Source organism: Myxococcus sp. CA033 (assembly GCF_013336625.1).
In the GTDB taxonomy this organism is placed as follows: Bacteria; Myxococcota; Myxococcia; order Myxococcales; family Myxococcaceae; genus Myxococcus; species Myxococcus llanfairpwllgwyngyllgogerychwyrndrobwllllantysiliogogogochensis.
This window is the reverse complement of sequence record NZ_JABUMU010000001.1, coordinates 1,151,398-1,173,600: the sequence shown is the minus strand read 5'-3', so window position 1 is coordinate 1,173,600 and position 22,203 is coordinate 1,151,398. Positions and strand designations below refer to the sequence as shown.

Sequence of the window (22,203 nt, the reverse complement as noted above, 5' to 3'; positions counted from 1 at the left end):
CGGCAGCCCGCTTCCAACTTGGTGAGGGGACGCATGCTCGAGAGGAGCGCTGTGACGAGGGGCAAGTGGATGTTGGCGACCGCTTTTGCGGTCGTCCTTGCGGGCGCCAGCAGCAGTGGCGCCGAACTGAATACGCTTCGGGACCTGGATGTGTCCCGTACCGGCTCGGGCGCCCAGGTGGTGGTGACCGGAACCCGGCCCCCCACCTTCACCGTGTTCCGGCTGAGTGGTCCGGAGCGGTTGGTGGTGGACCTCTCGTCGGCTGACGCGACGGGTATCAAGGGCCACCACGACGGCTCCGGCCCCGTGGCCGGTGTCGTGGCGTCGCAGTTCTCGGACGAGCGCGCGAGCGTCGGCCGGGTGCTGCTGGCGCTGGACAAGGCGTCGCAGTACGACGTCCGGGCGGATGGCAACCGCGTGGTGATTTCGGTGGATGGCGCGACGCCCGCCGCCGAGGTCAAGCGTCCGGAGCCCGTCGCCGCTCCTGTCGCCACGGCTCCCGCTGCCCCGACGCCCGCACCGGTCGCCGAGGTCAAGCCCGCCGCGCCCACCGCCGTCATGGTGGCTGAAGCGCCGGCGAAGCCCGCCGCTGAAAAGCCCGCGCTGCCAGAGAACGTGGTCGCCGCCGAGGCGGATGAGCGTGAGGTGGCTCAGCCAGCTCAACGCATCACGCAGCTGGCCTATTCCGACGACACGCTTCGCATCCGCGCGGATGGCGACATCGCGCGCTATGAGGTGCTGGAGCTGGCGGACCCGCCGCGGCTCGCGGTGGACCTGTACGGGGTGGGGCTCTCCGCCCGCGCCCCTCGCGTGAATGGCGCGACCCTCCGGGACGTGCGTGTCGGCGCCCACTCGGACAAGGTCCGGCTGGTGCTCGACGTGCGCGGCAAGATGCCCGCCTACCGGGTGGACCGGGCCGAAAAGGGCCTGGAAGTGGTGCTGGGTGGAGCGGTGGCCCGCAAGGCCGCGCCCGAGCCCTCGCCGCAAGAGGTCATCGCGTCGGTGGCTGAAGTGGAGCCGCTGCGCCCCGCGCCCCAGCCGGTGGAGGCGCCTGTCACGGTCTCCCTGGTGGAGGTGAAGGACCTGTCCTTCCAGGAGGGTGGGGCGGGTGGTCGCGTGGTGCTGAAGCTGTCCGGAACGGCCGCCTGGAAGGTGGACCGTCCCGACCCGCGCAGCGCCGTGCTGACGCTGGACAACGCCCGGCTGCCGAAGAAGCTGGAGCGCAGCCTGGACACCAGCGCGCTGGAGACGCCGGTGAAGATGATCAGCGCCTTCAGTGTCCCCGGTGAGGGCCGCAAGGTGCGCGTGGTCGTCGCCGCCGACGGCGCCATCGAGGAGAAGGTCACCCAGAACGGCGGGACGCTCTCCTGGCGCCTGGACGTGAAGGGCGTGAAGACGGACGAGGTGTCCGTGGCGCAGCGCACCGCCGGCTTCACCGCCGAGGCGCCCGCCTACGCCGCCGAGGGCGCGCCGCAGCAGGCCCGCTACCGTGGCAAGCGCGTCTCCTTCGAGTTCAAGGACATCGACATCCAGAACCTCCTGCGGGTCATCGCGGAGATCTCCAAGAAGAACGTGGTCGTCGCGGACGACGTGTCCGGCCGCGTCACCATCCGCCTGCGCAACGTTCCCTGGGACCAGGCGCTGGACCTCATCCTGCGCACCAAGCAGCTGGGCAAGGAGGAGTTCGGCAACATCATCCGCATCGCTCCCCTGAAGACGTTGGAGGAGGAGGCCCGGCTGCGTCAGGAGCGCAAGAAGTCGCTCCAGCAGCAGGAGGACCTGCTGGTCAACCTCATCCCCGTCAATTACGCGGTGGCGTCTGAGATGGCCGCGCGGGTGAAGGACGTACTGAGCGAGCGCGGCAACGTCACGGTGGACACGCGCACCAACGTGCTCATCGTGAAGGACGTGCGCTCCAACACGGAGAAGGCCCGCGCGCTGGTGCGCAGCCTGGACACTCAGACTCCGCAGGTGCTCATCGAGAGCCGCATCGTGGAGGCGAGCACCGCCTTCAGCCGTCAGCTCGGCGTGCAGTGGGGCGGCCAGGCGCGCGCCTCCCAGGGCACGGGCAACCCCACGGGCCTCATCTTCCCGAACAACGTCGCCGTCACGGGCGGCTCCGTGGGCACCGCCGCGGGTCTTCCCGCCGCGCCGAACTTCGCGGTGAACCTGCCGGCGACGGTGGGTGAGGGTGCCGGTGGCGCGCTCGGCTTCGTCTTCGGCTCGGCCGGCGGCGCGCTGCAGCTCAACCTGCGGCTGTCCGCGGCGGAGAACGAGGGCACGGTGAAGACCATCTCCGCGCCCCGCGTGACGACGCTGGACAACAACACCGCGCGCATCAGTCAGGGTGTGTCCATCCCGTTCAGCCAGACGTCGGCCGGTGGTGTGAACACGACCTTCGTGGAAGCCCGCCTGTCGCTGGAGGTGACGCCGCACATCACCCAGGACGGCAGCATCCTGATGTCCATCAACGCCTCCAACAACCAGCCGGACCAGTCCAACACGGGAGCGAACGGGCAGCCGTCCATCCAGCGCAAGGAAGCCAACACCCAGGTGCTGGTGAAGGATGGGGACACCACGGTCATCGGCGGCATCTACGTCCGCCGTGGCGCGACCACGACCAACGCGGTGCCCTTCCTCTCGAAGATTCCGGTGCTGGGCCTCCTGTTCAAGAACTACTCGGAGCGGGATGAGCGCCAGGAACTGCTCATCTTCATCACGCCCCGCATCCTCAACCGGCAGACCATCGCGCAGAGCCTGTAAGGCATCGCGCCTCTTCATGCAGGAGAGCGTTCGCTCATGAAGCCCATCTATCTCGCCGCGCTGCTGGTGTTCGGCACGGTGTCTTGTGTCGACAACCTCCCGAAGCTCCAGATTCTCCAATCCGCTCCACCCGAAGAGGACTGCAATGTTCCGGATGACGTGGCGTTGCTGAGCGGCTCGTTGAACCTCGCGCTGGCTGGTGACTACCTCGCCGGGCTCACTGTCACCTCCAACCTGTCCGACACACCTATCGTCGTCGGGGAGGGGCCGGTCTCCGATATCGACTCCACCGCCGTCTATCTCACCGAACTCGAGCTCAGCTATCAGACGGAGCCCGAGCTCAACATCCCCAGTGCGACGGTTCCCATCTACGGGACCTTCCGTGGCAATCAGGATGGTTCCATGGTGCTCGGCCTGTTGACGCGCGACGCGCAAAGCGCACTGCGGTCCGCGGTCGGGGGAGGAGGCTCCGTTGTCGACGTGCTCGTGACTCTGCGGGTCCGAGGACACACGGTCGCTGGCGGCGACGTGGAGACGAACGAGATTTCCTACCCGCTGGTCGTGGGCTTTGCCCCCTACGTGTGCCCCAAGCCTGGCGATGTCCACGGCCCCAGCGTGGGGCCGTGTGACCCGCGCGGGCAGAATGGCGTTGTCCCCGAGTGCGTGTCGCCCTGAGCGGCGCCGCTGCCCAAGAACCCTGAGAGCCCATGTCCTTTCGCACGCACCTCGAGTCAGTGGTCAACCAGGTGGACGGAGCCCTCGCCTGCAGCGTGATGGGCTTCGACGGCATCTCCGTGGACACCTTCCAGCGCGAGGAGGCAAGCGAGCTGGACTTGAGTGGTGCCTGGGTGGAGTACGCCAACCTCCTCACGCAGCTGCGCAACGCCGCGGAGACGCTCAAGACGGGGACGGTCAGTGAGGTCAGCGTCAACAGCGACAAGGTGCTGACGCTGATGCGGTTGGTGTCACCGGAGTACTTCCTGGTGCTGGCGCTGCGCGCGGATGGCAACTACGGCAAGGGGCGCTATGTGCTGCGCGTGACGGCCCCCAAGGTGAGCGCGGAGCTGTAGCCGCGCTCGCTGTAAACCAGTCATCCAGACGACGCGCCGCTCCACTGGTTTCCCCTTCCCATGGAAGGGGGCATGGGCTAGACACCCCCGACTTTTCAAGCTTCCGCTATTTCGAGTCTGAAGGAGTCGGTCCCCATGGCCGGATTCATTGATACGTCCGAGTTTCACAACAACATGAAGATCGAAATCGACGGTGAGCCGTTCGTCATCGTCGAGTTCCAGCACGTGAAGCCCGGCAAGGGTTCCGCCTTCGTTCGCACCAAGATTCGCAGCCTCCTCTCGGGCCGCGTCCTCCAGCCCACGCTGAAGTCCGGCGAGAAGGTGGGCAAGCCGGACATCGAAGAGAAGGACATGCAGTACCTGTATGTCCAGGGTGACGACTACTACTTCATGGACAAGCGCGACTTCGAGCAGACCTTCATCAGCGAGAAGGCACTCGGCGACGCGAAGAACTTCCTGAAGGAGAACATCGACGCCACCATCCTGTTCTGGAACGGGAAGGCGATTGCCGTCACGCTGCCCAACTCGGTGGACCTCAAGGTCGTCAAGTGCGACCCGGGCGTGCGCGGCGACACGGTGTCTGGTGCGCTGAAGCCCGCCACGCTGGAGACCGGCTTCGAGGTCTACGTGCCCCTGTTCATCAACGAGGGTGACGTCCTGAAGATCGACACGCGCGACGGTGGCAAGTACCTGACCCGCGTCGCCACCGCGGGCTAGCTCAGGCTCCGCTCGGAGGGACGCGAGAATGGCAACCAAGCGCAAGTCGACCCGGGCGTCCGCGCCCACCAGCGCGCCCGCCCCGGCGAGCGCGCGAGACGCGGGCAACACGTCCCTGGACGTGGAGGCCCTGCGAGAAATCGTCAACATCCTGGAGGCCTCGGACGTGACGAGGCTGGTGTGGAAGCGCGGGGAAGAGAAGCTCTTCATCCGCCGCGGCCACGCCCCGGAGACGACCATCGTCCACCACTCGGCCCCCTCGGCCGTCCAGGTGGGCCCGGCCGTCGAGTACACGGCTCCGTCGGCGCCTCGCGCCGCCCCGGTCGCCGCTGCCCACTCCGTGGCCGCCGCGGCCCCCGTGGCCGAGAAGGCGCCGGAGAAGCCGGGCCACGTGGTCACCAGTCCCTTCGTCGGTACCTTCTATCGGACGCCGGCGCCGGATCAGCCCGCCTTCGTCGATGTGGGTTCGGTGGTGAAGAAGGGCCAGGTGCTCTGCATCATCGAAGCGATGAAGTTGATGAACGAAATCGAGTCCGAGGTGTCCGGCCGCGTGGCCGAGATCCTCGTGGAGAACGGTCGCCCGGTGGAGTTCGGCCAGGCGCTGTTCCGCATCGAGCCGGCTTGACGCGGCGCGCGCGCCTTCGCTTTTCGCGGGGCGCGCGCCCGAGCCGGCCGTTTCAGGAGACACCCCCGTGTTCAAGAAGGTGCTGATTGCCAACCGCGGGGAGATTGCCCTGCGGGTCATCCGCGCCTGCCGGGAGCTGGGCATCGCCACGGTGGCGGTGCACTCCACGGCGGACGCCAACGCCCTCCATGTCCGCTTCGCCGATGAGGCGGTCTGCATTGGCCCTCCGGCGTCCAAGGAGAGCTACCTCAACGTCCCGCAGTTGCTCTCCGCCGCGGAAATCACCCGCGCGGACGCCATCCACCCCGGCTACGGCTTCCTCTCCGAGAACGCCGAATTCGCCGAGGTGTGTGAGAACTGCAAGATCCGCTTCATCGGTCCGCGTCCGGAGATGCTGCGGATGATGGGCAACAAGGTCCGTGCGCGGCAGGCGGCGCGCGAGGCGGGCATGCCGCTGCTGCCCGGCAGCCCCGGCACGGTGAAGGACCCCCGCGAGGCGGAGGCGTTCGCCCGGGAGATTGGCTTCCCCGTCATCCTCAAGGCCGCCGCGGGTGGTGGTGGCAAGGGGATGAAGATCGTCCGCGAGCCGAGCGCGCTGGCCCAGGCGTTCTCCACCGCGCAGGCGGAGGCGGTGGCCTCCTTCGCCAACGGCGACCTCTACATCGAGCGGTACGTGGAGAAGCCGCGCCACATCGAAATCCAGATTGTCGCCGACGAGCACGGCAACGTCATCCACCTCAACGAGCGCGAGTGCTCGGTGCAGCGCCGGCATCAGAAGCTCATCGAGGAGTGCCCGTCACCCGCGCTCACGCCGGAGCTGCGGCAGCGGATGGGTGAGGTGTCCGTCCAGGCGATGCGCAAGCTGCGCTACAACAACGTCGGCACCATCGAGTACCTGCTGGACGAGCGCGGCGAGTTCTACTTCATGGAGATGAACACGCGCATCCAGGTGGAGCATCCAGTGACGGAGCTCGTCATGGGCGTCGACCTGGTCCGTGAGCAGATCCGCATGGCCTACGGCCACCCGCTGCGCTTCAAGCAGGAAGACGTGCAGATGCGCGGGCACTCCATCGAGTGCCGTGTCAATGCCGAGGACCCGATTACCTTCGCGCCGTGGCCCGGCAAGATTACCGGCTACAGCGTCCCGGGTGGCTACGGGGTGCGCGTGGACTCGGGGGCCTACGAGAACTACACGGTGCTGCCGTACTACGACAGCCTCCTGGCCAAGCTCATCGTCCACGCGGAGGACCGCGAGACGGCGATCCGCCGCATGCAGCGCGCGCTGGGCGAGTACGTCGTGGAAGGCATCCGCACCAACATCCCCTTCCACCGCGCGGCGCTGGCGGACGAGTCGTTCCAGGAAGGCAACTACGACACGCGTTTCGTCGAGCGTCTCCTGGCCAGTGAGACAGGTTCTCGCCGGCTGAAAAAAGCAGTCGAAGAGACGCCGTAGCACACGTCCGCCTACGTGGCGTTCCCGCCCGTGGGGCGGGCATGCAAGCAGGTGAGCTGGCCCCGGGGGGAGCCGGGCTGTTTCTTGACCCGCGTTGGAGGATTCCGTTAGCCTCCGACTCTCCCCCTTTTGAAGATAGAAACCCGCGAAGTTCCAAGGGGTTTCGGCTTTCCGGAAGCCCACGCTCGATGGACAAGAACAAGATCATCGAAGCCGCCGCGAAGCTCGTCGCGAAGGGCGCCTACGACAAAGCCATCAAGGAGTACCAGAAGGTCCTGGAGGTCGACCCGAAGGACATCCGGGTCCTCCAGAAGATGGGGGAGCTGTACGTCAAGAAGAACGACAACGCCCAGGCGGCGCACTTCTTCACGAAGGTCGCGGAGAGCTACTCCTCCGATGGGTTCTTCCTCAAGGCCGTCGCTCTCTACAAGCAAGTCCTCAAGCTCAATCCGAACCTGCTGGAGGTGAACCTCAAGCTGGCGGAGCTTCACCAGCAGCTCGGGCTGATGTCCGAGGCGATGGCGTACTTCCAGATCGTCGCCAACCACTACGACAAGGCGGGCGACACCAAGTCGTCGCTCGATACCTTGAAGAAGATGGTGGATCTCGACCCGGAGAACGTGGCGTCGAAGATCAAACTCGCGGAGCTCTATGCGCGCGAGAACATGACGCGCGAAGCCATCCAGGAGTTCAAGCGCGCCGCCGAGTACCTCAAGCGCAACAGCCGTGGCGATGACTGGGCCCGCGTGGCCGAGCGACTGTCCACGCTCGAGCCGGACAACCTGCCCCTGGCCAAGGAGCTGGCGTCCTCGTACTTGCAACGCGGTGACCAGAAGCGCGCGCTCGCGAAGCTGCAGGTGTGCTTCAAGGCGGACGGCCGCGACGTGGAGACGCTGTCGCTCCTGGCCCAGGCGTTCCAGGGACTGGGGCAGACGTCCAAGACGGTGTCTGTCTACAAGGAGCTGGCGAAGATCCACCAGGAGCGCGGCCGGCCCACGGAGGCGGAGGCCGTCTGGACGCAGATTGAAGTGTTGGATCCGCAGGACCCGGATCTGCTCGCCCGCCGCGCGCCCGCGCCGCAGCCCGCCGCCGCGCCGCAGCCTGCTCAGGCCCCGCAGTCCGCCGCCGCGCCGCAGCCCGCCGCTCGCGCCGCGCCGCAGCCCACGCCCCAGGCCGCTCCGGCTCCAGTGGCGCCGCCCGCGCAGCAGGGCGGACTGGCGCGCGAGCAGCTCTCCAAGCTGCTCACGGAGACCGACGTCTACGTGAAGTACGGGCTCCACGACAAAGCCCTGGAGCATCTGCGCAAGGTCTTCTCCGTGGACCCGGAGAACCTGGATGCGCACGAGAAGGCGTATCAAATCTATGTCGCGTCCGGGAACGCGGCGCAGGCGTCCGAGCAGCTGCTGAACGTGCTGCGACTGTGCACGCGCGCGGCGGACTCGACGCGCGCGCAGCAGTACCTGGCGACCATCCTCCAGCAGAACCCCTCCCACCCGGAGGTGCCGGCGTTCCTGTCGGTGCTGCGCGTGGAAGGTCCGGTGACGACGGCGCCGTCGGCCACGGTGGTGGAGTCGGTGGGCGAGGACGCCATCCTGGTGGACTCCAGCGACGACGAGGTCCTCGTCGCGCCGCCCCCCGAGGACGCGCTGCTGCACCCGCCCGGCGACGAGCTGGCGCTGGCCACGCTGCCCTCGAACGACTCCGACGAGGTCATCGACGACGACGGGGATGCCACCGTCGTCAGTGAGGAAGCGCTCGTCGGCGAGGCCATCACCTCGGGTGAGCACGACGTCTTCGACACGCCCGCGCCGGAAGACCTGGCCGCGGACTCCGCGGACGAGACGCTCGTCTCCAGTGACGACGACGGGCTGATGCTGACGGATGAGCCCGGCCTCGTGTCGTCGGAGGACGAGCCGCTCGTCGAGTCGGCCGACCTGGATGCGTCGTACGCCAGCGACGAGGGCCTGTCGCTGGGGGACTCGGACGACGAGGCCACGTCGACGTCGATGGCGGCGCTGTCGCTCGGAGACGAGGACGAACCGCCTCCGACGATGGTGCGCGCGCCCACGCGGGCCCTGCTCCAGGAAGCCGCGCCGAACACGCGCAAGCAGCCGGTGTACGTGGAAGAGGCGCAGCTCGACGTGGACGAGATGCCCACGCGGGTGGGCATCGCTCCGCTGGATGCCTCCATGCTCGACGAGCTGGAGGAGGCGCCGGGCTCGGACATGCCCTCGCTGGGGGATCCGTTCGAGGAAGAGGAGCCCACCGCCTCACACGCCGTCGTGTCGCTGGACGACATGCCGACGGAGGACCCAGAGACCGACTTCGGCTCGGAGCCTCAGGCCGAGTCCGACTTCGAATCGGAGCCCCAGGACGAGACCGACTTCGGGTTGGAGTCCCAGGCCGAGCCCGACTTCGAGTCGGTGGAGGAGCCCGAGGAGGCGTCCGCCGAACTCGTCGCCGACAGCGCCAGCGAGGGTGACGAAGAGGAGCCGGCGGCCGAGGAGTGCGACGAGGCGGCCTTCTTCCTGGACCAGGGCCTGATGGAAGAGGCCCGCGAAATCCTGGAGACGGTGTCGATTGCCTTCCCGGGCCATGCGCGCGCCACCGAGCTGATGGAGCGGCTGGAGGCGATGGAGGCCAGTGGTGGGGCGGCGCCCGAAGAGGAGCCGCTGGAGCCCATCTCGGTGCCTTCCGTGCAGCCGGTGACGGATGCGGGCGCGGAGCGCGACGCGTTCGACCTGGCGGCGGAGCTGGCCGGCGAAATCGACAACCTGGGCGACGACACGGCGGCCGCGGCGCCCGCGGAAGAGGACTTCCAGTACTCGGTGGAGGAGGTGTTCTCCGAGTTCAAGAAGGGCCTGGCCAAGGTGGTGAAGCCCGAGGACGTGGACACGCACTACGACCTGGGCATCGCCTACAAGGAGATGGGCCTGCTGGACGACGCGCTCCACGAGTTCGAGGTGGCCCGGCAGGGCTGCGCGGGCACCAAGCGCGAGGTGGACTGCCTGACGATGATGGGCATGCTGCACCTGTTGCGCGGTGACGGCGGCTCGGCGGTGGAGACCTTCCGAGAGGGGCTCGCGAGCCCGTTCGCCACGGGTGAGGCGGCCAAGGCGCTCGGCTTCGAGCTGGCGACGGCCTACGAGGCGAACGGCGAGCCAGGCAAGGCGCTGTACCACTACCAGCGAGTGGCGGTGATGGACGCGAAGTACCGCGACGTGGGGACGCAGGTGTCCCGCATCGCGGCGAGTACGCAACCGGAAGAAGACCCCCTGCCGACCCCGGCACCCGCCGCGGTGAATGGCTCCAAGGCCCATGGTGCCGCACCCGCAGCGGCGGTGGCGAATCCCCCGGTGCCAGCGGCCGGCGCGCCCAAGGCGCGCAAGGTCGGTTACGTGTAGTTGCCCCCGAGGTCCGGCGAGCCCATGACGACCTACCTCGATTTCTTCGACCTCACCCAGGAGCCCTTCTCCAACGCTCCGGTGAGCCGCTTCTATTACAACTCGGCGCAGCACTCCCAGGCGCTCACCCGACTGATGCATGCGGTGAGCTACATGAAGGGCCTGTCCATCCTCGTTGGCGACATCGGCGCGGGGAAGACGACGCTGGCCCGCCGCATGCTCGATTCGCTGCCCGAGTCCGAGTACGAGGCCGCGCTGCTGGTCATCATCCACTCGGGCATCACCGCCAACTGGCTCTTGCGGCGCATCGCCCTGCAACTGGGCGTGGAGAACCCCGCGCAGGAGAAGCTGGCGCTCCTGTCACAGCTCTACCAGCGGCTCCTGCAAATCTACGAGTCCGGCAAGAAGGCCGTCGTCCTCATCGACGAGGCGCAGATGCTGGAGACGCGGGAGTTGATGGAGGAGTTCCGCGGCCTGCTGAACCTGGAAGTGCCGGAGCGCAAGCTCATCTCCTTCGTGTTCTTCGGCCTGCCCGAGATTGAGAAGAACCTGAAGCTGGACCCGCCGCTCGCCCAGCGCGTGGCCATGCGTTACAAACTCGAGCCCTTCACCGCCGAGTCCACCGAGGCCTACATCAAGCACCGCCTCCGGCTCGCGGGCTGCCCGCGCATGCCGTTCTCTCCGGAGGCCCTGCTGGCGGTGCACGAGCACTCGTCGGGCTCGCCGCGTGTCATCAACACGCTGTGCGACAACGCGCTCTTCGAGGCCTTCCTCGCGCGCGCCGAGACGGTCTCCGCCGAGCTGGTGCATCGCATTGGAAAGAACCTGGGACTCCAGGGCATCAATGCGGCCGCTCCCGGAGCAGGCGAGCGGGCGAGCGCCCCGGCGACCCATCTGCCCCGAGCGTCGAACAACAAGCTCGATCTGGCGGAGATAGACCGTTACCTCGAAGGGCTGGGTAAGCTCTAGGGGCTTTGGCGACACAGAGCCGCAACGGTGCGCTTCGAGCGCTGCTGCTCGTGCTCCTCGTTCTATCGGGGAGTGTGCTCGCGTTGCGCATGCCCGAGACGTGGGAGGTGGCCTGCACCGTCGCGCGGCGGCACCTGCCGGACGTGCTCGGGCTGGACGTAGGCATCGGCCGGTGTGAGATGGATCCGCTCGGCTCGCGCGTGGTGGTGCACGGCTTCTCGCTCTTCCTCCCGGGCGAGGACACGCCGCTGGTGGCGGCGGACACCGCGGAAGTGCAGTTCGGGTTCCTGCGCCCCTTCTCCGGACGGCTGACGCTCGCGCTGGTTCGGGCCCAGCGGCCGCGCGTGACGCTGGATTTGTCCCAGCCCTCGACGGACCCGGCGAAGAAGTCGGAGGGCTGCTTCCTGGATCCACTCGAGCGGGTGCGGGTGTCCCACCTGGACATCAGCGGGGCGGAGCTGCGACTGGCGCTGCCCGAGGGCCGGCGCGTGGAGGTGGCGGACCTGGACGTGCGCTGGACGGAGCGCTGGGGCGTCATCGAGCTGGATGCGGAGGCGCGTCGCGGCCTCGTGCGGTTGGGCGCGGATGGCGCGGAGCTGGCGCTGCAGCGGCTGGCCTTCGCTGGCGCCTTGGACCCCGACGAGGCGCTGCTGGAGCTGGAGCGCGCCGAGGTGTCCCTGGATGACATCATCACCACGGTGTCGGGACGCGTGGACTCGCTGTGCCAGCCCCACCTGGCGCTGGACGCGCAGGTCTTCCTCCCGCTGCGCACGCTGTCGCAGGCGAAGCTCCTGCCGAAGCCCGCGACGGGGCACCTGTGGAGTCGCGTGTCCATCGCCGGCAAGCCGGAGTCGCCCGCGGTGTCGCTGGAGCTGTCGGGCAACGGCCTGGGGTACGACAGGTTTGGCCCGGCCAACATCTCCGCGCGCCTGTCGTACTCGGGCGATGAGCTTCGGGTGGAGGAGGTGGTGGTGCCCGTGGGTGCAGGCCGGGTGCGCGCCACGGGCAAGCTGGGGCTGACGCCGCTGTTCCCCCTCGAGGTGAGCCTCAAGACGGAGGATGCGTCATTGGCGCGCATCCTCGACAAGGCGGGGGTGAAGGGCGCGTGGGTGGACTTCGCGGCTTCGCTCGACGCGCAGCTCACGGGCAACCTGCTGCCGCGCTTCTCGCTGTCGGGACCGCTGGATTTGCGCACCAGCCGTTTCAAGCTGGCCACGCGGGCCTATGACGCGCCATCGACCGATGGAATCACCATCCTGGAGTTCGACAAGGGGCGCGCGCAGGCGCAGGTGAAGCTCCAGGCGGACCGCGTGTCGTTCAATCACGTCTCCGCGGAGGTGGGGCGCTCACGCGTCCAGGGCGACGTGGGGCTGCTCATCGGCGGCGGGCTGGGGCTCGACATCCACGGACAGGGCGAGCTGGACCTGGCGGACTTTGGCCACATCGCGGGCCTGAAGTGGGCGGGACGGGGCAACGCCACGTATTCAGTGACGGGGCCCGTGTCGCAGGTGAAGGTGGAGTCCGGGCTGTCGTTCCGCGACTTCGTCTTCTGGGGCTTCTCGCTGGGCGTGTTGCAAGGGAAGCTGAGCTACTCCGACGGGGTGTTGGCCTTCCCTTCGTTCACCGGACAGAAGGGGCGCACGCAGTACTACGGCAAGGCCGGCGTGGGCTTCGGACGGTTGCTCAACCTGCGGCTCGAGGTGAATGTCCCGCAGGGACGCACCGAGGACCTGGTGGACGTGGTGGCGGGCCTGACGCCGTCGCTGGCGGTGATGCAGGGCACGCTGGGTGGCACGGCTTCGGGCCGCGTGGAAATCGACAGTCCCATCGAGCGACTGGAGGGGCTGGTGGCCTTCGACGTGAAGGACACCACGTACTACGGACGCCGGCTGGGGGATGGCTCGGCGCGGCTGCGCTTCGTGGACGGCAAGGCGATGGTGCTCGAGCGCACGGAGCTGCGCGGTCCACTGGGGCGCACGTGGGCGGAGGGCACGCTGCTGTTCGCGGGAGGGCTGGATTACCGCTTCGGTGGAGACGGCCTGTCGCTGGCGGAGACGGTGGAGCCGGAGCTCGCGCGACGCATGGGCATCCAGGGGACGATGGTGATGGACGGCGTCGTGTCCGGAACCTCCGACGTGCCCGTGGTCGACGTCACGCTGCGCGCCCCGCGTGTGACGTTCGCCGAGCGCGGCCTGGGCGCGATGGACCTCACCGGGCGACTGGTGGGCAAGGACCTGGAGGTCTGGGGCCGCCCCTTCCAGGACGCCAACGGCCGCGTGAAGCTCAGGGTCCAGGACTCGTGGCCCTATGACGCGTCGCTGACGCTGTCGCTGCCGGAAATCCGTCCGCTGCTTCCCTCGGAGCCGCTGTGGGCGGGCGTGTCCGGCGCGGTGTCCGGCGCGCTCACGGCGAAGGGGCCGCTGATGGAGCCCGAGGCGGCGCACCTGCGGGCGACGGTGGACAAGCTGGTGCTGTCCCGCGACGACGTGCGGGGCGAGAACACGGCGCCCATCAGCCTCGCGTACGAGAAGGGTCGGTTTGAGGTGCAGCCCTTCCGCTTCCTCGGGCCGTACGTCGACCTGAACCTGGGCGGCTGGATGACCACGCGCGGGGGAATCGGCTTCACCCTGCGCGGCGGCGGAGACCTGCGCCTCCTGGAGTCGCTGCTGCCGGCGATGGTGGAGCGCTCCACGGGCCGCGTCACCGTGGACGCGGAGGCCACGGGCACGCTGGAGGCGCCGTCCGTGGTGGGCAGCGCGGAGCTGCTGGACCTGCGCCTCGCCATGCGGGACCTGCCCGTCAACATCCGAGGCATGTCCGGCCGCGTGGAGATGACGGGTCAGCGACTGCTGCTGGAGCACCTGCAGGGGCAGCTCAACGAGGGGCGCATCTCCGCGCGCGGCGACGTGCGGCTCGCGCGATTCATGCCCCAGCGGCTGGGCCTCACGGTGCAACTGGACGAGGTTCCCTACCGCCTCACGGAAGACCTGCCGGCGACGTTCTCCGGGCTGCTCCAGGTGGTGGGGCCGCCCCGAGGCTTCACCGTCACGGGCGGCATGGACATCGTCAAGATGCGCTACCAGAAAGCGCTGGACGTGGAGTCGCTGCTCAAGTCCATGCAGAAGCGCGCCAACGTGGCGTCGGCGGCGAACGTCATCGCGGGCGAGCAGCAGAAGCCCTGGGTCATCTGGGACGTGAACGTCCACTTCGGCGACGTGCTCGTGGACAACAACCTGGCGAAGGCGCGGATGCTGGGGGACGTGCGGCTGACGGGCACGGACCTGCGGCCGGGCCTCCTGGGCCGGGTGGAGCTGGCGGAGGGCAGCCAGGCGTTCTTCCGCAACAACCCCTTCACCATCAGCCAGGGGCAGCTGGAGTTCCAGGACCCCACCAGCCTGGAGCCCGTCTTCGAGGTCCAGGCCCAGACGCTGGTGCGCGAGTACGTGGTGAAGCTGCACGCCTTCGGCAAGCCCTCGGACCCCCAGGTGCTCCTGTCCTCGGAGCCGGCGCTGGTGGAAGGCGACATCGTCTCCCTGCTGACGCTGGGTTTCACCTCGTCGGACCGGGACACGGCGGCGTCCGCTGGGGCCGGGCTGGCGGCCGAGGCCCTCTTCAACGTGTCGGGCCTGGACCGGCAGGTCCAGCGGTTCCTCCCCAGCAATCCGGTGCTGCGGGATTTGTCCCTCCAGATTTCCACGACCTACAACGACGCCACACGTCAAGCGGAGCCCACCGCGCAACTGGAGTCGAAGTTCCTCAGCGAGCAGCTTAAAATCGGTATGACTCAACCGGTGAGTGGGCGAGGAACGCGGGCGCGTGCCGAGTACCGCTTCGACGACAGACTTTCCGCGCAGGCCCAGTGGGACAACGAGAACAGCGAAGCCTCGTTTGGCAACCTCGGGCTCGAGCTGAAGCTGAGCTGGGAGGTCGAGTAGCCCGCGCCGCCATGGCGCTGGCACTGGGGCTCTGCGTCCTGTGCGCGGGCCTGGCGCGAGCCCAGCTTCGCGAGGTCGACGTTCCCGGGCCGGAAGTGGTGGCCGTGGAGCTGCATCTGCCGGGCGGTGTGGACGGACAGGGGCTCAGCGGACTGGTGGCGGTGCGCAAGGGCCAGTTGCTGACGCCCGCGGCCGTGCGCCGCTCGGTGGAGCGACTGTGGGCCACGGGGCGCTTCGCGGACGTGGTGGCGAGCGTGGTGGACGTGCCCGGTGGGGTGCGCCTGGTGTTCCAGCTCACGCCCGTGTCGAGGCTCGCGCGGCTGCGCTTCGAAGGCAACGCGGTGCTGTCGGACGGCGAGCTGCTGGATGCCAGTGGCCTCCTGGAGGGCGGCCCCCTGGATGGCGAGGAGCTGGAGGGGGCGGTGTCCTCCGTGCTCCAGGCGTACCAGCGCAAGGGCTACGACTCCGTGAAGGTGACGGCGCGGCAGGAGCCGGTGACGGACGGCGTGGCGGTGTTGCTCCTCGTCTCCGAGGGCCAGCCGACGCGCGTGCGACAGGTGAGCTTCTCGGGCAGCCCGGGGCTGCCGCTGCCGCGCCTGCTGGAAGTGCTGGCGATGCCGCCGGGCGACGTGTTCGACCGGGCGCGGCTGGAGTCGGGGCTGGACCAGTTGCGTGCGCTGTTGCGTGAGTCGGGCCACTGGAGAGCCCAGGTGGGTACGCCCTCGGTGCTCGTGGAGGGCAGCTCCGCCTCGGTGGCGGTGCCTTTGTCCGCGGGGCCTCGGTATTCGCTGCGCTTCCATGGCAACCACCGCTTCTCCGCGGAGATTCTGGAGGGTGTGCTGGCGCATGACGCCGCGGAGCCGCTCGACGAGGTGGTGGCGGGACGGCTGGCGCGGCGGGTGGAGTCCTTCTACCGGCACCGTGGCTTCCACGACGCGAAGGTGCGCTCGCGCGAGGTGGTACGGCCGGACGGAGAGGTGGCCGTGCTGGCCTTCGACGTGGACGAGGGCCAGCCCCTGCGCGTCAACGAGGTCCGCTTCCATGGCAACGCCTCGCTCGGCTCGGGGACGCTGAGGGAGTTCCTCGCGGAGCGCATTCGCGCGGGCGAACTCCAGCCGGAGCTGGACCTGCGACTCCAGGACGACCCGCTGGATGCGGAGGGTCGCCATGGCCGTCGCGCCGCGGCGATGGAGCCCGTGCCGGACCCGTCCACGGTCTACGTGGAAGAGGCGTGGCTGGAGGCGACGGAGGCGATGAACGAGGCGTACCGCGAGCGGGGCTTCCTGTCCTCGTCCGTGGTGTTCCGTGGGCTGACGGTGGATGCGCGCACGCGGACGGCGGTGGCGGACTTCGACGTGGAGGAAGGGCCGCAGGCGCGCGTGACGGAGGTCCGCTACGAGGGGCTGCCGGAAGGTACGGCGCGGCTCTCGACGGGGGCGGGGGTGGGGGTGCACAAGGGCCTGCCCCTGAGCTTCGAGGCGGTGGAGGCGGCGCGCCTGTCCCTGGAGCGAGGGTTGGGGCAGCAGGGATATCTCTTCGCCCGCGTCACCACGGAGTCGTCTGTTGGAGAGGACGGACGGGCGGCGACGGTGGTGTTCCGCGCGGACGCGGGGCCCCAGGTGAAGGTGGGCAAGGTGCTGGTGCAGGGGCTGACGCGCACGGACCCGGACCTCATCATGGCCAACCTCAACCTGGAGGAAGGGCAGCCGCTCGCGCTGGAGGCGCTGACGGAGGGCCAGCGTCGACTGGCCCGGTTGGGGTTGTTCCGACAGGTGGATGTCTCGCTCGCGGACCCGACTCGCCGCGAGCCGTCCAAGGACATCGTGGTGACGGTGCACGAGCGGCCGCGCCTGGATGGGCAGGTCTCCGGTGGCTACTTCCTCGTCGACGGTCCTCGCATCACCCTGGACACGACGTATCGCAATCTCGATGGGCTGGGCTTGAGCCTGCTGGCCCGCGGGAAGGTGAACTACGCGGGCTGGAGCGCGGAGGCGCTGTCCGCGGACCGGCGCATCGCCTGTCAGCAGTCCGGAGGCGCGGCCTCCGCGGGCTGTGACGTGGAGCTTCAGGGGCTGGCGGGCCTGGGAGGTCGTGGCAACCTGGCGCTGTCGCAGCCGCGCCTGTACTTCCTGCTGCCGTTCGAAGTGGGCGCGCGACTGGATTTGATTGCCGAGCGCGTGCACCGGCCCTCGTATGTGTCCGCGCGATTCGCGGCGGCCGCGGCGCTCGACTGGGCGGTGACGTCCTGGTTCAACGCCTCGCTGTCGTACGAAGTGGAGAACAACCGGCTGCGCTCGCGCGCCGGCGTGCTGGAGTTGCTCAACCGCGCCGACCAGGAGCGGCTGCGCTACCCCTACGGCGACTTCGCGCTGCATTCGCTGCGGCCGTCCATCACCCTCGACTTCCGGGACGACCCGGCGAATCCCCGGCGCGGCCTGGTGCTCATCAGCAGCGCGGAGCTCACGCGAGGCATCAGCGTGAAGCCCACGGACGTGGCGGGCAATGCCGTGGCGGCGTTCCCCATCAACAGCGTGAAGCTGGCGAGCAACCTGAGTGGCTACATCCCCCTGGGACGCAGGGCGAGTCTGGCGCTGTCGGCGCGCGCGGGGACCATCGTCCCGCTGGAGCCGGGCGCGCAGACCATCGGCTCGAAGTTGTTCTACCTGGGCGGCTCGTCGAGCCTGCGCGGCTTCCGCGAGGACGGTGTGTTGCCGGAGGACGTGCGCGAGGCGCTGCATCAGCGGCTGCGGGATTGCCGCTCACTCATCAGCCCGTCGGGGTGCTCGGGAGAGCTGAAGGCGGTGCTCGCGGGGCAGGTGCCGGGGAGCCAGGGCGGTGAGCTCTTCACGCTGGGCAAGGCGGAGCTGCGGGTGCCGGCGCTCACGTCGCTGGACCTGGGGCTGTTCCTCGAGGCGGGCAACCTGTGGTTGGACCGGACGCGGTTGGATTTTGAGCGACTGCGCTACGCGGCGGGTGTGGGCCTGCGGTACGTGACGCCGGTGGGCCCGCTGGCGTTCGACGTGGGCTTCAACCTGGACCCGGATGAGGAAGTGAACGAGGCGCGGACGCAGTTCCACTTCAGCATCGGTACGTTCTGAGGAGGCGGGATGCGCGGGTCCGCATGGCTGACGGCGCTGGTGGTGGTGGCGTGGGGCGTGGGGTGCGGCCACACGGAGGACGCGGCGATGAAGCCGGAGCGCCCCAAGTGGATGCCTCCGGAGGGGACGTGTCCGAAGGGCGCGCTCGTCCAGATGGAGCGGCTGGGGTTGAAGCCAGGGGACAAGGTCCCCGTCATTGTCGATGCCATCCAGGACCATCCGGGTCCCGCCCGGTACAACTACAGCTTCGTGATTGCGCTGCCTCGGGACGACGGGGAGAAGAAGCTGCCCGGCGCGCGCATCGGTGGACGGTTGTACGTGACGAAGCACCGGGTGTTCGGTCGCTATGACCGGGTGTTCCTGCCGGAGAGCGGCGCGATGTCGGTGCCGTTCTGCGGCATCCTGTTGGATGCGCGGTGGGACCGTGACGGCGAGGGGCTGATTGCCTACCCGAGCCCGATGAAGGGCTTCTCCGTCGTGCAGGACAACACGGGCGTCATCCTCGTCGTGGACCAGTACCCGTGAGCTGTCGCGCCCTCCCGTGAGGTACAGTCCGGGACGTGTTCTACGCGTGCGTCCGGGCCGTGGTGGCGGTGTGTCTGCGACTCTTCTACCGGGTGAAGGTGAATGCACCCGGCGCCGAGCCGGAGGGCCCGGTGTTGTTCGTGGGCAACCACCCCAATGGCCTCATCGACCCGGCCCTGGTCTTCATCCTCACGCGCCGCAAGGTGACGTTCCTGGCGAAGGCGCCGCTGTTCCGCATGCCCGTCCTCGGCTGGCTGCTCAAGGGACTCGATGCGCTGCCCGTGTACCGCAAGCAGGATGACCCGACGAAGATGGGAGGCAACGAGGGCACGCTCGACGCCGCCAAGGGCGCGCTCGTGCAAGGCCGCGCCATCACCATCTTTCCCGAGGGGAAGAGCCACTCCGAGCCCGGCCTGGCGGAGCTGAAGACGGGGGCCTCGCGCATCGCGCTGAGTGCCGCGAAGGAAGGTGCCCCGGTGCGCATCGTTCCCGTGGGCCTCACCTACGCGGAGAAGCACGTCTTCCGCAGTGAGGTGCTCATCGACGTGGGCCCCGCCATCGAAGTGGCCACCTTCCTCCCCGCGGATGCCGCCTCGGAACCTGATTCCGTGCGCGCCCTGACCGAGCGCATCGCGGAGGGGCTCCGCGCCGTGACGCTCAACCTGGAAGAGTGGGCGGACCTGCCGCTCGTGCAGCTCGCCGAGCAGCTCTTCTCCTTCAAGCAGGGGGGAACGCTGGACGCGGAGCGGCTGCGCCTGTGGGCGCGTGGGGTGCAACTGTTCCGCGCCCAGGAGCCCGAGCGGTTCGAGGACGTGCGCACCCATCTCGCGTCCTTCCAGCGTCGTCTATCGCTGGTGCACGCGGAAGGGCCCAAGGACCTCGCGCTCGTCTACCGCACAGGCAACGTCGTCCCCTTCGTCGTGAAGAACCTGCTGGCGCTGGTGTTCGGCCTGCCGCTCTTCGCGCTGGGACTGGTGCTCTTCTGGCTGCCCTACCAGGTGCCCAGGGTGGCCAGCCGCAAGGCCGAACTCGACGTGCAGGCGACGGTGAAGTTCCTCACGGCCTTTGTCGTGGCGCTCGTGTGGTGGGCCGCGCTCACTGTCGCCGCGGGATTGTGGGGAGGCACCTTCTGGGCGCTCCCGACCTTCCTCATCGTGCCGCCCCTGGCGCTGTTCACGCTCTACTTCGCGGAGCGCTGGGATGTGCTCCGGCGGGACATCGACGTGTTCTTCACGCTGGGCAACCGCGCGCGCCTCAAGGCCCTGCTGCTCTCCGACGGAGAGCGGCTGGCCGCGGAGGTGGAGCGACTGGCGGAAGAGTACCGGCCGAAGGTCGACGCCACCGTCAGGCGGTAGCGCGCTCTCCGCACCGCAGCATCCGGATGCGGAGGGGTGCGCCCCGGGTAGGGCACCCAGCCGTCAGGCCGTAGCGCGCTCTCGCGGCACGGCCTCGCGGAACAGCCGTGCGCCGATGAGCAGGGCCACGCCGCCCAGCAGCACGGGCAGGGCATTCACGGCGATGGCGGTGCGCAGGTTCGCCGCGTCGGCGATGTTGCCGATGAGCGTGGGCGAAATCGCGTCCCCCAGCAGGTGGATGCACAGCACGTTCAGCCCCATGGCGAAGGCGCGGAACGCGGGTGGCACGCAGTTGACGATGGCGGCGTTGATGGGGCCGCTGTTGAGGAAGATGAGGAACTGCGCCACGCCCATCGCCGCGAGCGCGGGTCCCACGTCCTTCAGGTTGACGGCGAGGTACATGCACGGCGCCGCCAGCAAGAGGCCGATGCCGGACATCCACAGTCCACCACCCTCGCGCTTGCGGTCCATCTTGTCGCCCAGCCATCCGCCGGCCACCGTCCCCAGCAGGCCCGCCACCGCCGTAATCGCGCCGAAGATGAAGCCGGAGCTGTCCGCCGCCATCCCTCGCTCGCGCACCAGATAGGTCGGCATCCAGAAGCCCAGTCCGCCAATGGAGAACGTCATCAGCGTGTAGCCCGCCGTCACCGCCCAGAAGGCCGCGTTGCGACCCAGTCCCTTGAGCCCCACCATGAAGGGCAGCTTCGCCGCCGCGTCCGGACCATCCATGGCCCCGCGCTTCGGCTCCGGCATGAAGAAGGCCAGGGCCCCCAGAATCAGGCCCGGCACGCCTCCCGCGAAGAAGGCCACGTGCCACGAATAAGCCTGCGTCAGCCACCCGCCCAGCCCGTAGCCCGCCGCTGCGCCCACCGGAATGGCGATGTAGAAGAACGCGAGCATCCGGGTGCGCTGCTCGCGCGGGTACAGGTCGGAGATGATGCTCGGCGCCACCGCGCCATAGCCCGCCTCACCGATGCCAATCACCGCGCGCGCGACGAGCAGCGCGATGAAGGACGTGGCCAGTCCACTCGCCCCCGTCGCGAGGCTCCACAGCAACACCCCGCCCGCCACCAGCAGCCGGCGTGGATACCTGTCACCCAGGAAGCCACCCACCGGGGAGGCCAGCATGAACACCACGATGAACATGGTGCCCAGCAGCCCCGCCTGGGTGTCGTTGATGCCGAACTCCTTCTGGATGCCCGGCAGCGCCACCGCGACGATGTACCGGTCCAGGTAGTTGACCAGGTTGATGAGCGTGAGGACGAGCAGCGCGTACCCGGCATTCGCCGCGGGAGCGATGGGCGCGGTGGTCGGGGAAGGGGAGAGGCTCACGGAAGACGTGCTCATGACCGGGCCGCCCCGGCTCCGAAGCGGTGCGCGAGCAGTCCCCACCTCAAGCCCCTGTCACTCACGCGGCATCCGTCCAATCCCAGCGCCCTCACCGACTCCAGCAGGATGATGGCGCCCGCGGGGATGACGTCCGCGCGCTTGGGCTGCATGCCCGGCAGCGCTCTGCGCTCTTCCAGTGGCATCTGGCACAGCCGGTCCGCCAGCGCGGTCAGCTCGCCCACGGACAGCGTGCCGCCATGCACCCGCTCCGCGTCATACGGGTCGATGGCGTGTCGCACCGCGTACAGCGTTGTCACCGTGCCCGCGACGCCCACCAGCCCCGAGGCGGGAGGTGGAGGGGGCAGCGTCTTGAAGGTGTCGCGAAGGTGCGACTCGATGCGCGCCCGGTCCTCGGGGGACATCGGGTCGGAGCGCACGAAGCGCTCGGTGAGCCGCACCGCGCCCACGTCGAAACTGTGCCGAAACTCCACGTGGCCCGCGGGGTTGCCGAAGATGAACTCCGTGGAGCCTCCGCCGATGTCCAGCACCAGCAGGGGCCCCGCCGCCTCGCCCGCGAAGTCCGAGTACACCGCGGCGAAGGACAGCTGCGCCTCCAGTTGCCCGGAGATGATTTCCACCGTGACGCCCGCGCGCTCCTTCGCGGCGGAGAGGAACTCCGCGCCGTTGCTCGCGTCGCGTGCCGCGCTGGTGGCGGACACCGCGATGTCCTCCGCGCCCAGCTCCCGCGCCTCGCGCGCGAAGGCCTCCAGCACCGAAAGCGTGGCCTCCATGCCCTCCGCCGACAGCCGACGGGTGGCGTCCACGCCACGGCCCAGCCGGGTGATTTCCGCGCGCTCCCGGACGGCCTCGAAGCGGCCCTCCGCCGTGCGTTCCGCGACCAGCAACAGCACGGAGTTGGTACCGATATCGATGGTGGCGAATCGCGGCATGCGCGCAAGC

General features: G+C 68.9%; 14 protein-coding genes. 12 read left to right on the top strand and 2 right to left on the bottom strand.

Annotated elements, in window-relative coordinates; genetic code table 11:
* The first annotated feature begins 33 nt into the window (after positions 1 to 33).
* The 12 genes from pilQ (at position 34) to HUA78_RS04575 (ending at position 19,914) form a co-directional block, all read left to right on the top strand.
* Entirely contained in the window at positions 34 to 2,763 is a 2,730-nt protein-coding gene (pilQ, locus tag HUA78_RS04630) for a type IV pilus secretin PilQ (protein WP_174453024.1), read from the top strand.
* 36 nt (positions 2,764 to 2,799) lie between these two features.
* The gene (locus HUA78_RS04625; RefSeq protein WP_174475730.1) at positions 2,800 to 3,438 is read left to right on the top strand and encodes a hypothetical protein; all 639 of its coding nucleotides are present in this window, start codon (positions 2,800 to 2,802) and stop codon (positions 3,436 to 3,438) included.
* A gap of 32 nt (positions 3,439 to 3,470) precedes the next feature.
* Positions 3,471 to 3,833, top strand: coding sequence for a hypothetical protein (locus HUA78_RS04620; protein WP_141642882.1), 363 nt, complete (start codon positions 3,471 to 3,473; stop codon positions 3,831 to 3,833).
* 135 nt (positions 3,834 to 3,968) lie between these two features.
* On the top strand, positions 3,969 to 4,550 hold the full coding sequence (gene efp / locus HUA78_RS04615; RefSeq protein WP_141642881.1) for an elongation factor P: 582 nt from the start codon (positions 3,969 to 3,971) through the stop codon (positions 4,548 to 4,550).
* Positions 4,551 to 4,578: 28 nt separating this feature from the next.
* On the top strand, positions 4,579 to 5,175 hold the full coding sequence (gene accB, locus HUA78_RS04610) for an acetyl-CoA carboxylase biotin carboxyl carrier protein (RefSeq protein ID WP_141642880.1): 597 nt from the start codon (positions 4,579 to 4,581) through the stop codon (positions 5,173 to 5,175).
* A gap of 67 nt (positions 5,176 to 5,242) precedes the next feature.
* Positions 5,243 to 6,628 carry an acetyl-CoA carboxylase biotin carboxylase subunit gene (accC, locus tag HUA78_RS04605; protein ID WP_141642879.1) on the top strand — a complete coding sequence of 462 codons (1,386 nt, stop codon included), beginning with the start codon at positions 5,243 to 5,245 and terminating at the stop codon, positions 6,626 to 6,628.
* 188 nt (positions 6,629 to 6,816) lie between these two features.
* Positions 6,817 to 10,032 carry a tetratricopeptide repeat protein gene (locus HUA78_RS04600; RefSeq protein WP_174475729.1) on the top strand — a complete coding sequence of 1,072 codons (3,216 nt, stop codon included), beginning with the start codon at positions 6,817 to 6,819 and terminating at the stop codon, positions 10,030 to 10,032.
* Positions 10,033 to 10,056: 24 nt separating this feature from the next.
* The gene (locus HUA78_RS04595; protein ID WP_141642877.1) at positions 10,057 to 11,001 is read left to right on the top strand and encodes an ExeA family protein; all 945 of its coding nucleotides are present in this window, start codon (positions 10,057 to 10,059) and stop codon (positions 10,999 to 11,001) included.
* A gap of 5 nt (positions 11,002 to 11,006) precedes the next feature.
* Positions 11,007 to 14,936: a translocation/assembly module TamB domain-containing protein gene (locus tag HUA78_RS04590; protein WP_174475728.1), complete on the top strand. Its 3,930-nt coding sequence runs from the start codon at positions 11,007 to 11,009 to the stop codon at positions 14,934 to 14,936.
* 11 nt (positions 14,937 to 14,947) lie between these two features.
* The gene (locus HUA78_RS04585; protein ID WP_174475727.1) at positions 14,948 to 18,034 is read left to right on the top strand and encodes a POTRA domain-containing protein; all 3,087 of its coding nucleotides are present in this window, start codon (positions 14,948 to 14,950) and stop codon (positions 18,032 to 18,034) included.
* A 9-nt stretch (positions 18,035 to 18,043) separates the two neighbouring features.
* The gene (locus HUA78_RS04580; protein WP_174453031.1) at positions 18,044 to 18,559 is read left to right on the top strand and encodes a hypothetical protein; all 516 of its coding nucleotides are present in this window, start codon (positions 18,044 to 18,046) and stop codon (positions 18,557 to 18,559) included.
* 35 nt (positions 18,560 to 18,594) lie between these two features.
* Positions 18,595 to 19,914: a lysophospholipid acyltransferase family protein gene (locus tag HUA78_RS04575; protein WP_174468730.1), complete on the top strand. Its 1,320-nt coding sequence runs from the start codon at positions 18,595 to 18,597 to the stop codon at positions 19,912 to 19,914.
* 63 nt (positions 19,915 to 19,977) lie between these two features.
* Here HUA78_RS04575 and HUA78_RS04570 read toward each other — a convergent pair whose 3' ends face one another.
* Positions 19,978 to 21,261 carry an MFS transporter gene (locus HUA78_RS04570; protein ID WP_174453033.1) on the bottom strand — a complete coding sequence of 428 codons (1,284 nt, stop codon included), beginning with the start codon at positions 21,259 to 21,261 and terminating at the stop codon, positions 19,978 to 19,980.
* On the bottom strand, positions 21,258 to 22,193 hold the full coding sequence (locus HUA78_RS04565) for a Ppx/GppA phosphatase family protein (RefSeq protein WP_174475726.1): 936 nt from the start codon (positions 22,191 to 22,193) through the stop codon (positions 21,258 to 21,260). The genes HUA78_RS04570 and HUA78_RS04565 overlap by 4 nt, the downstream gene beginning before the upstream one ends.
* Positions 22,194 to 22,203: the final 10 nt, after the last annotated feature.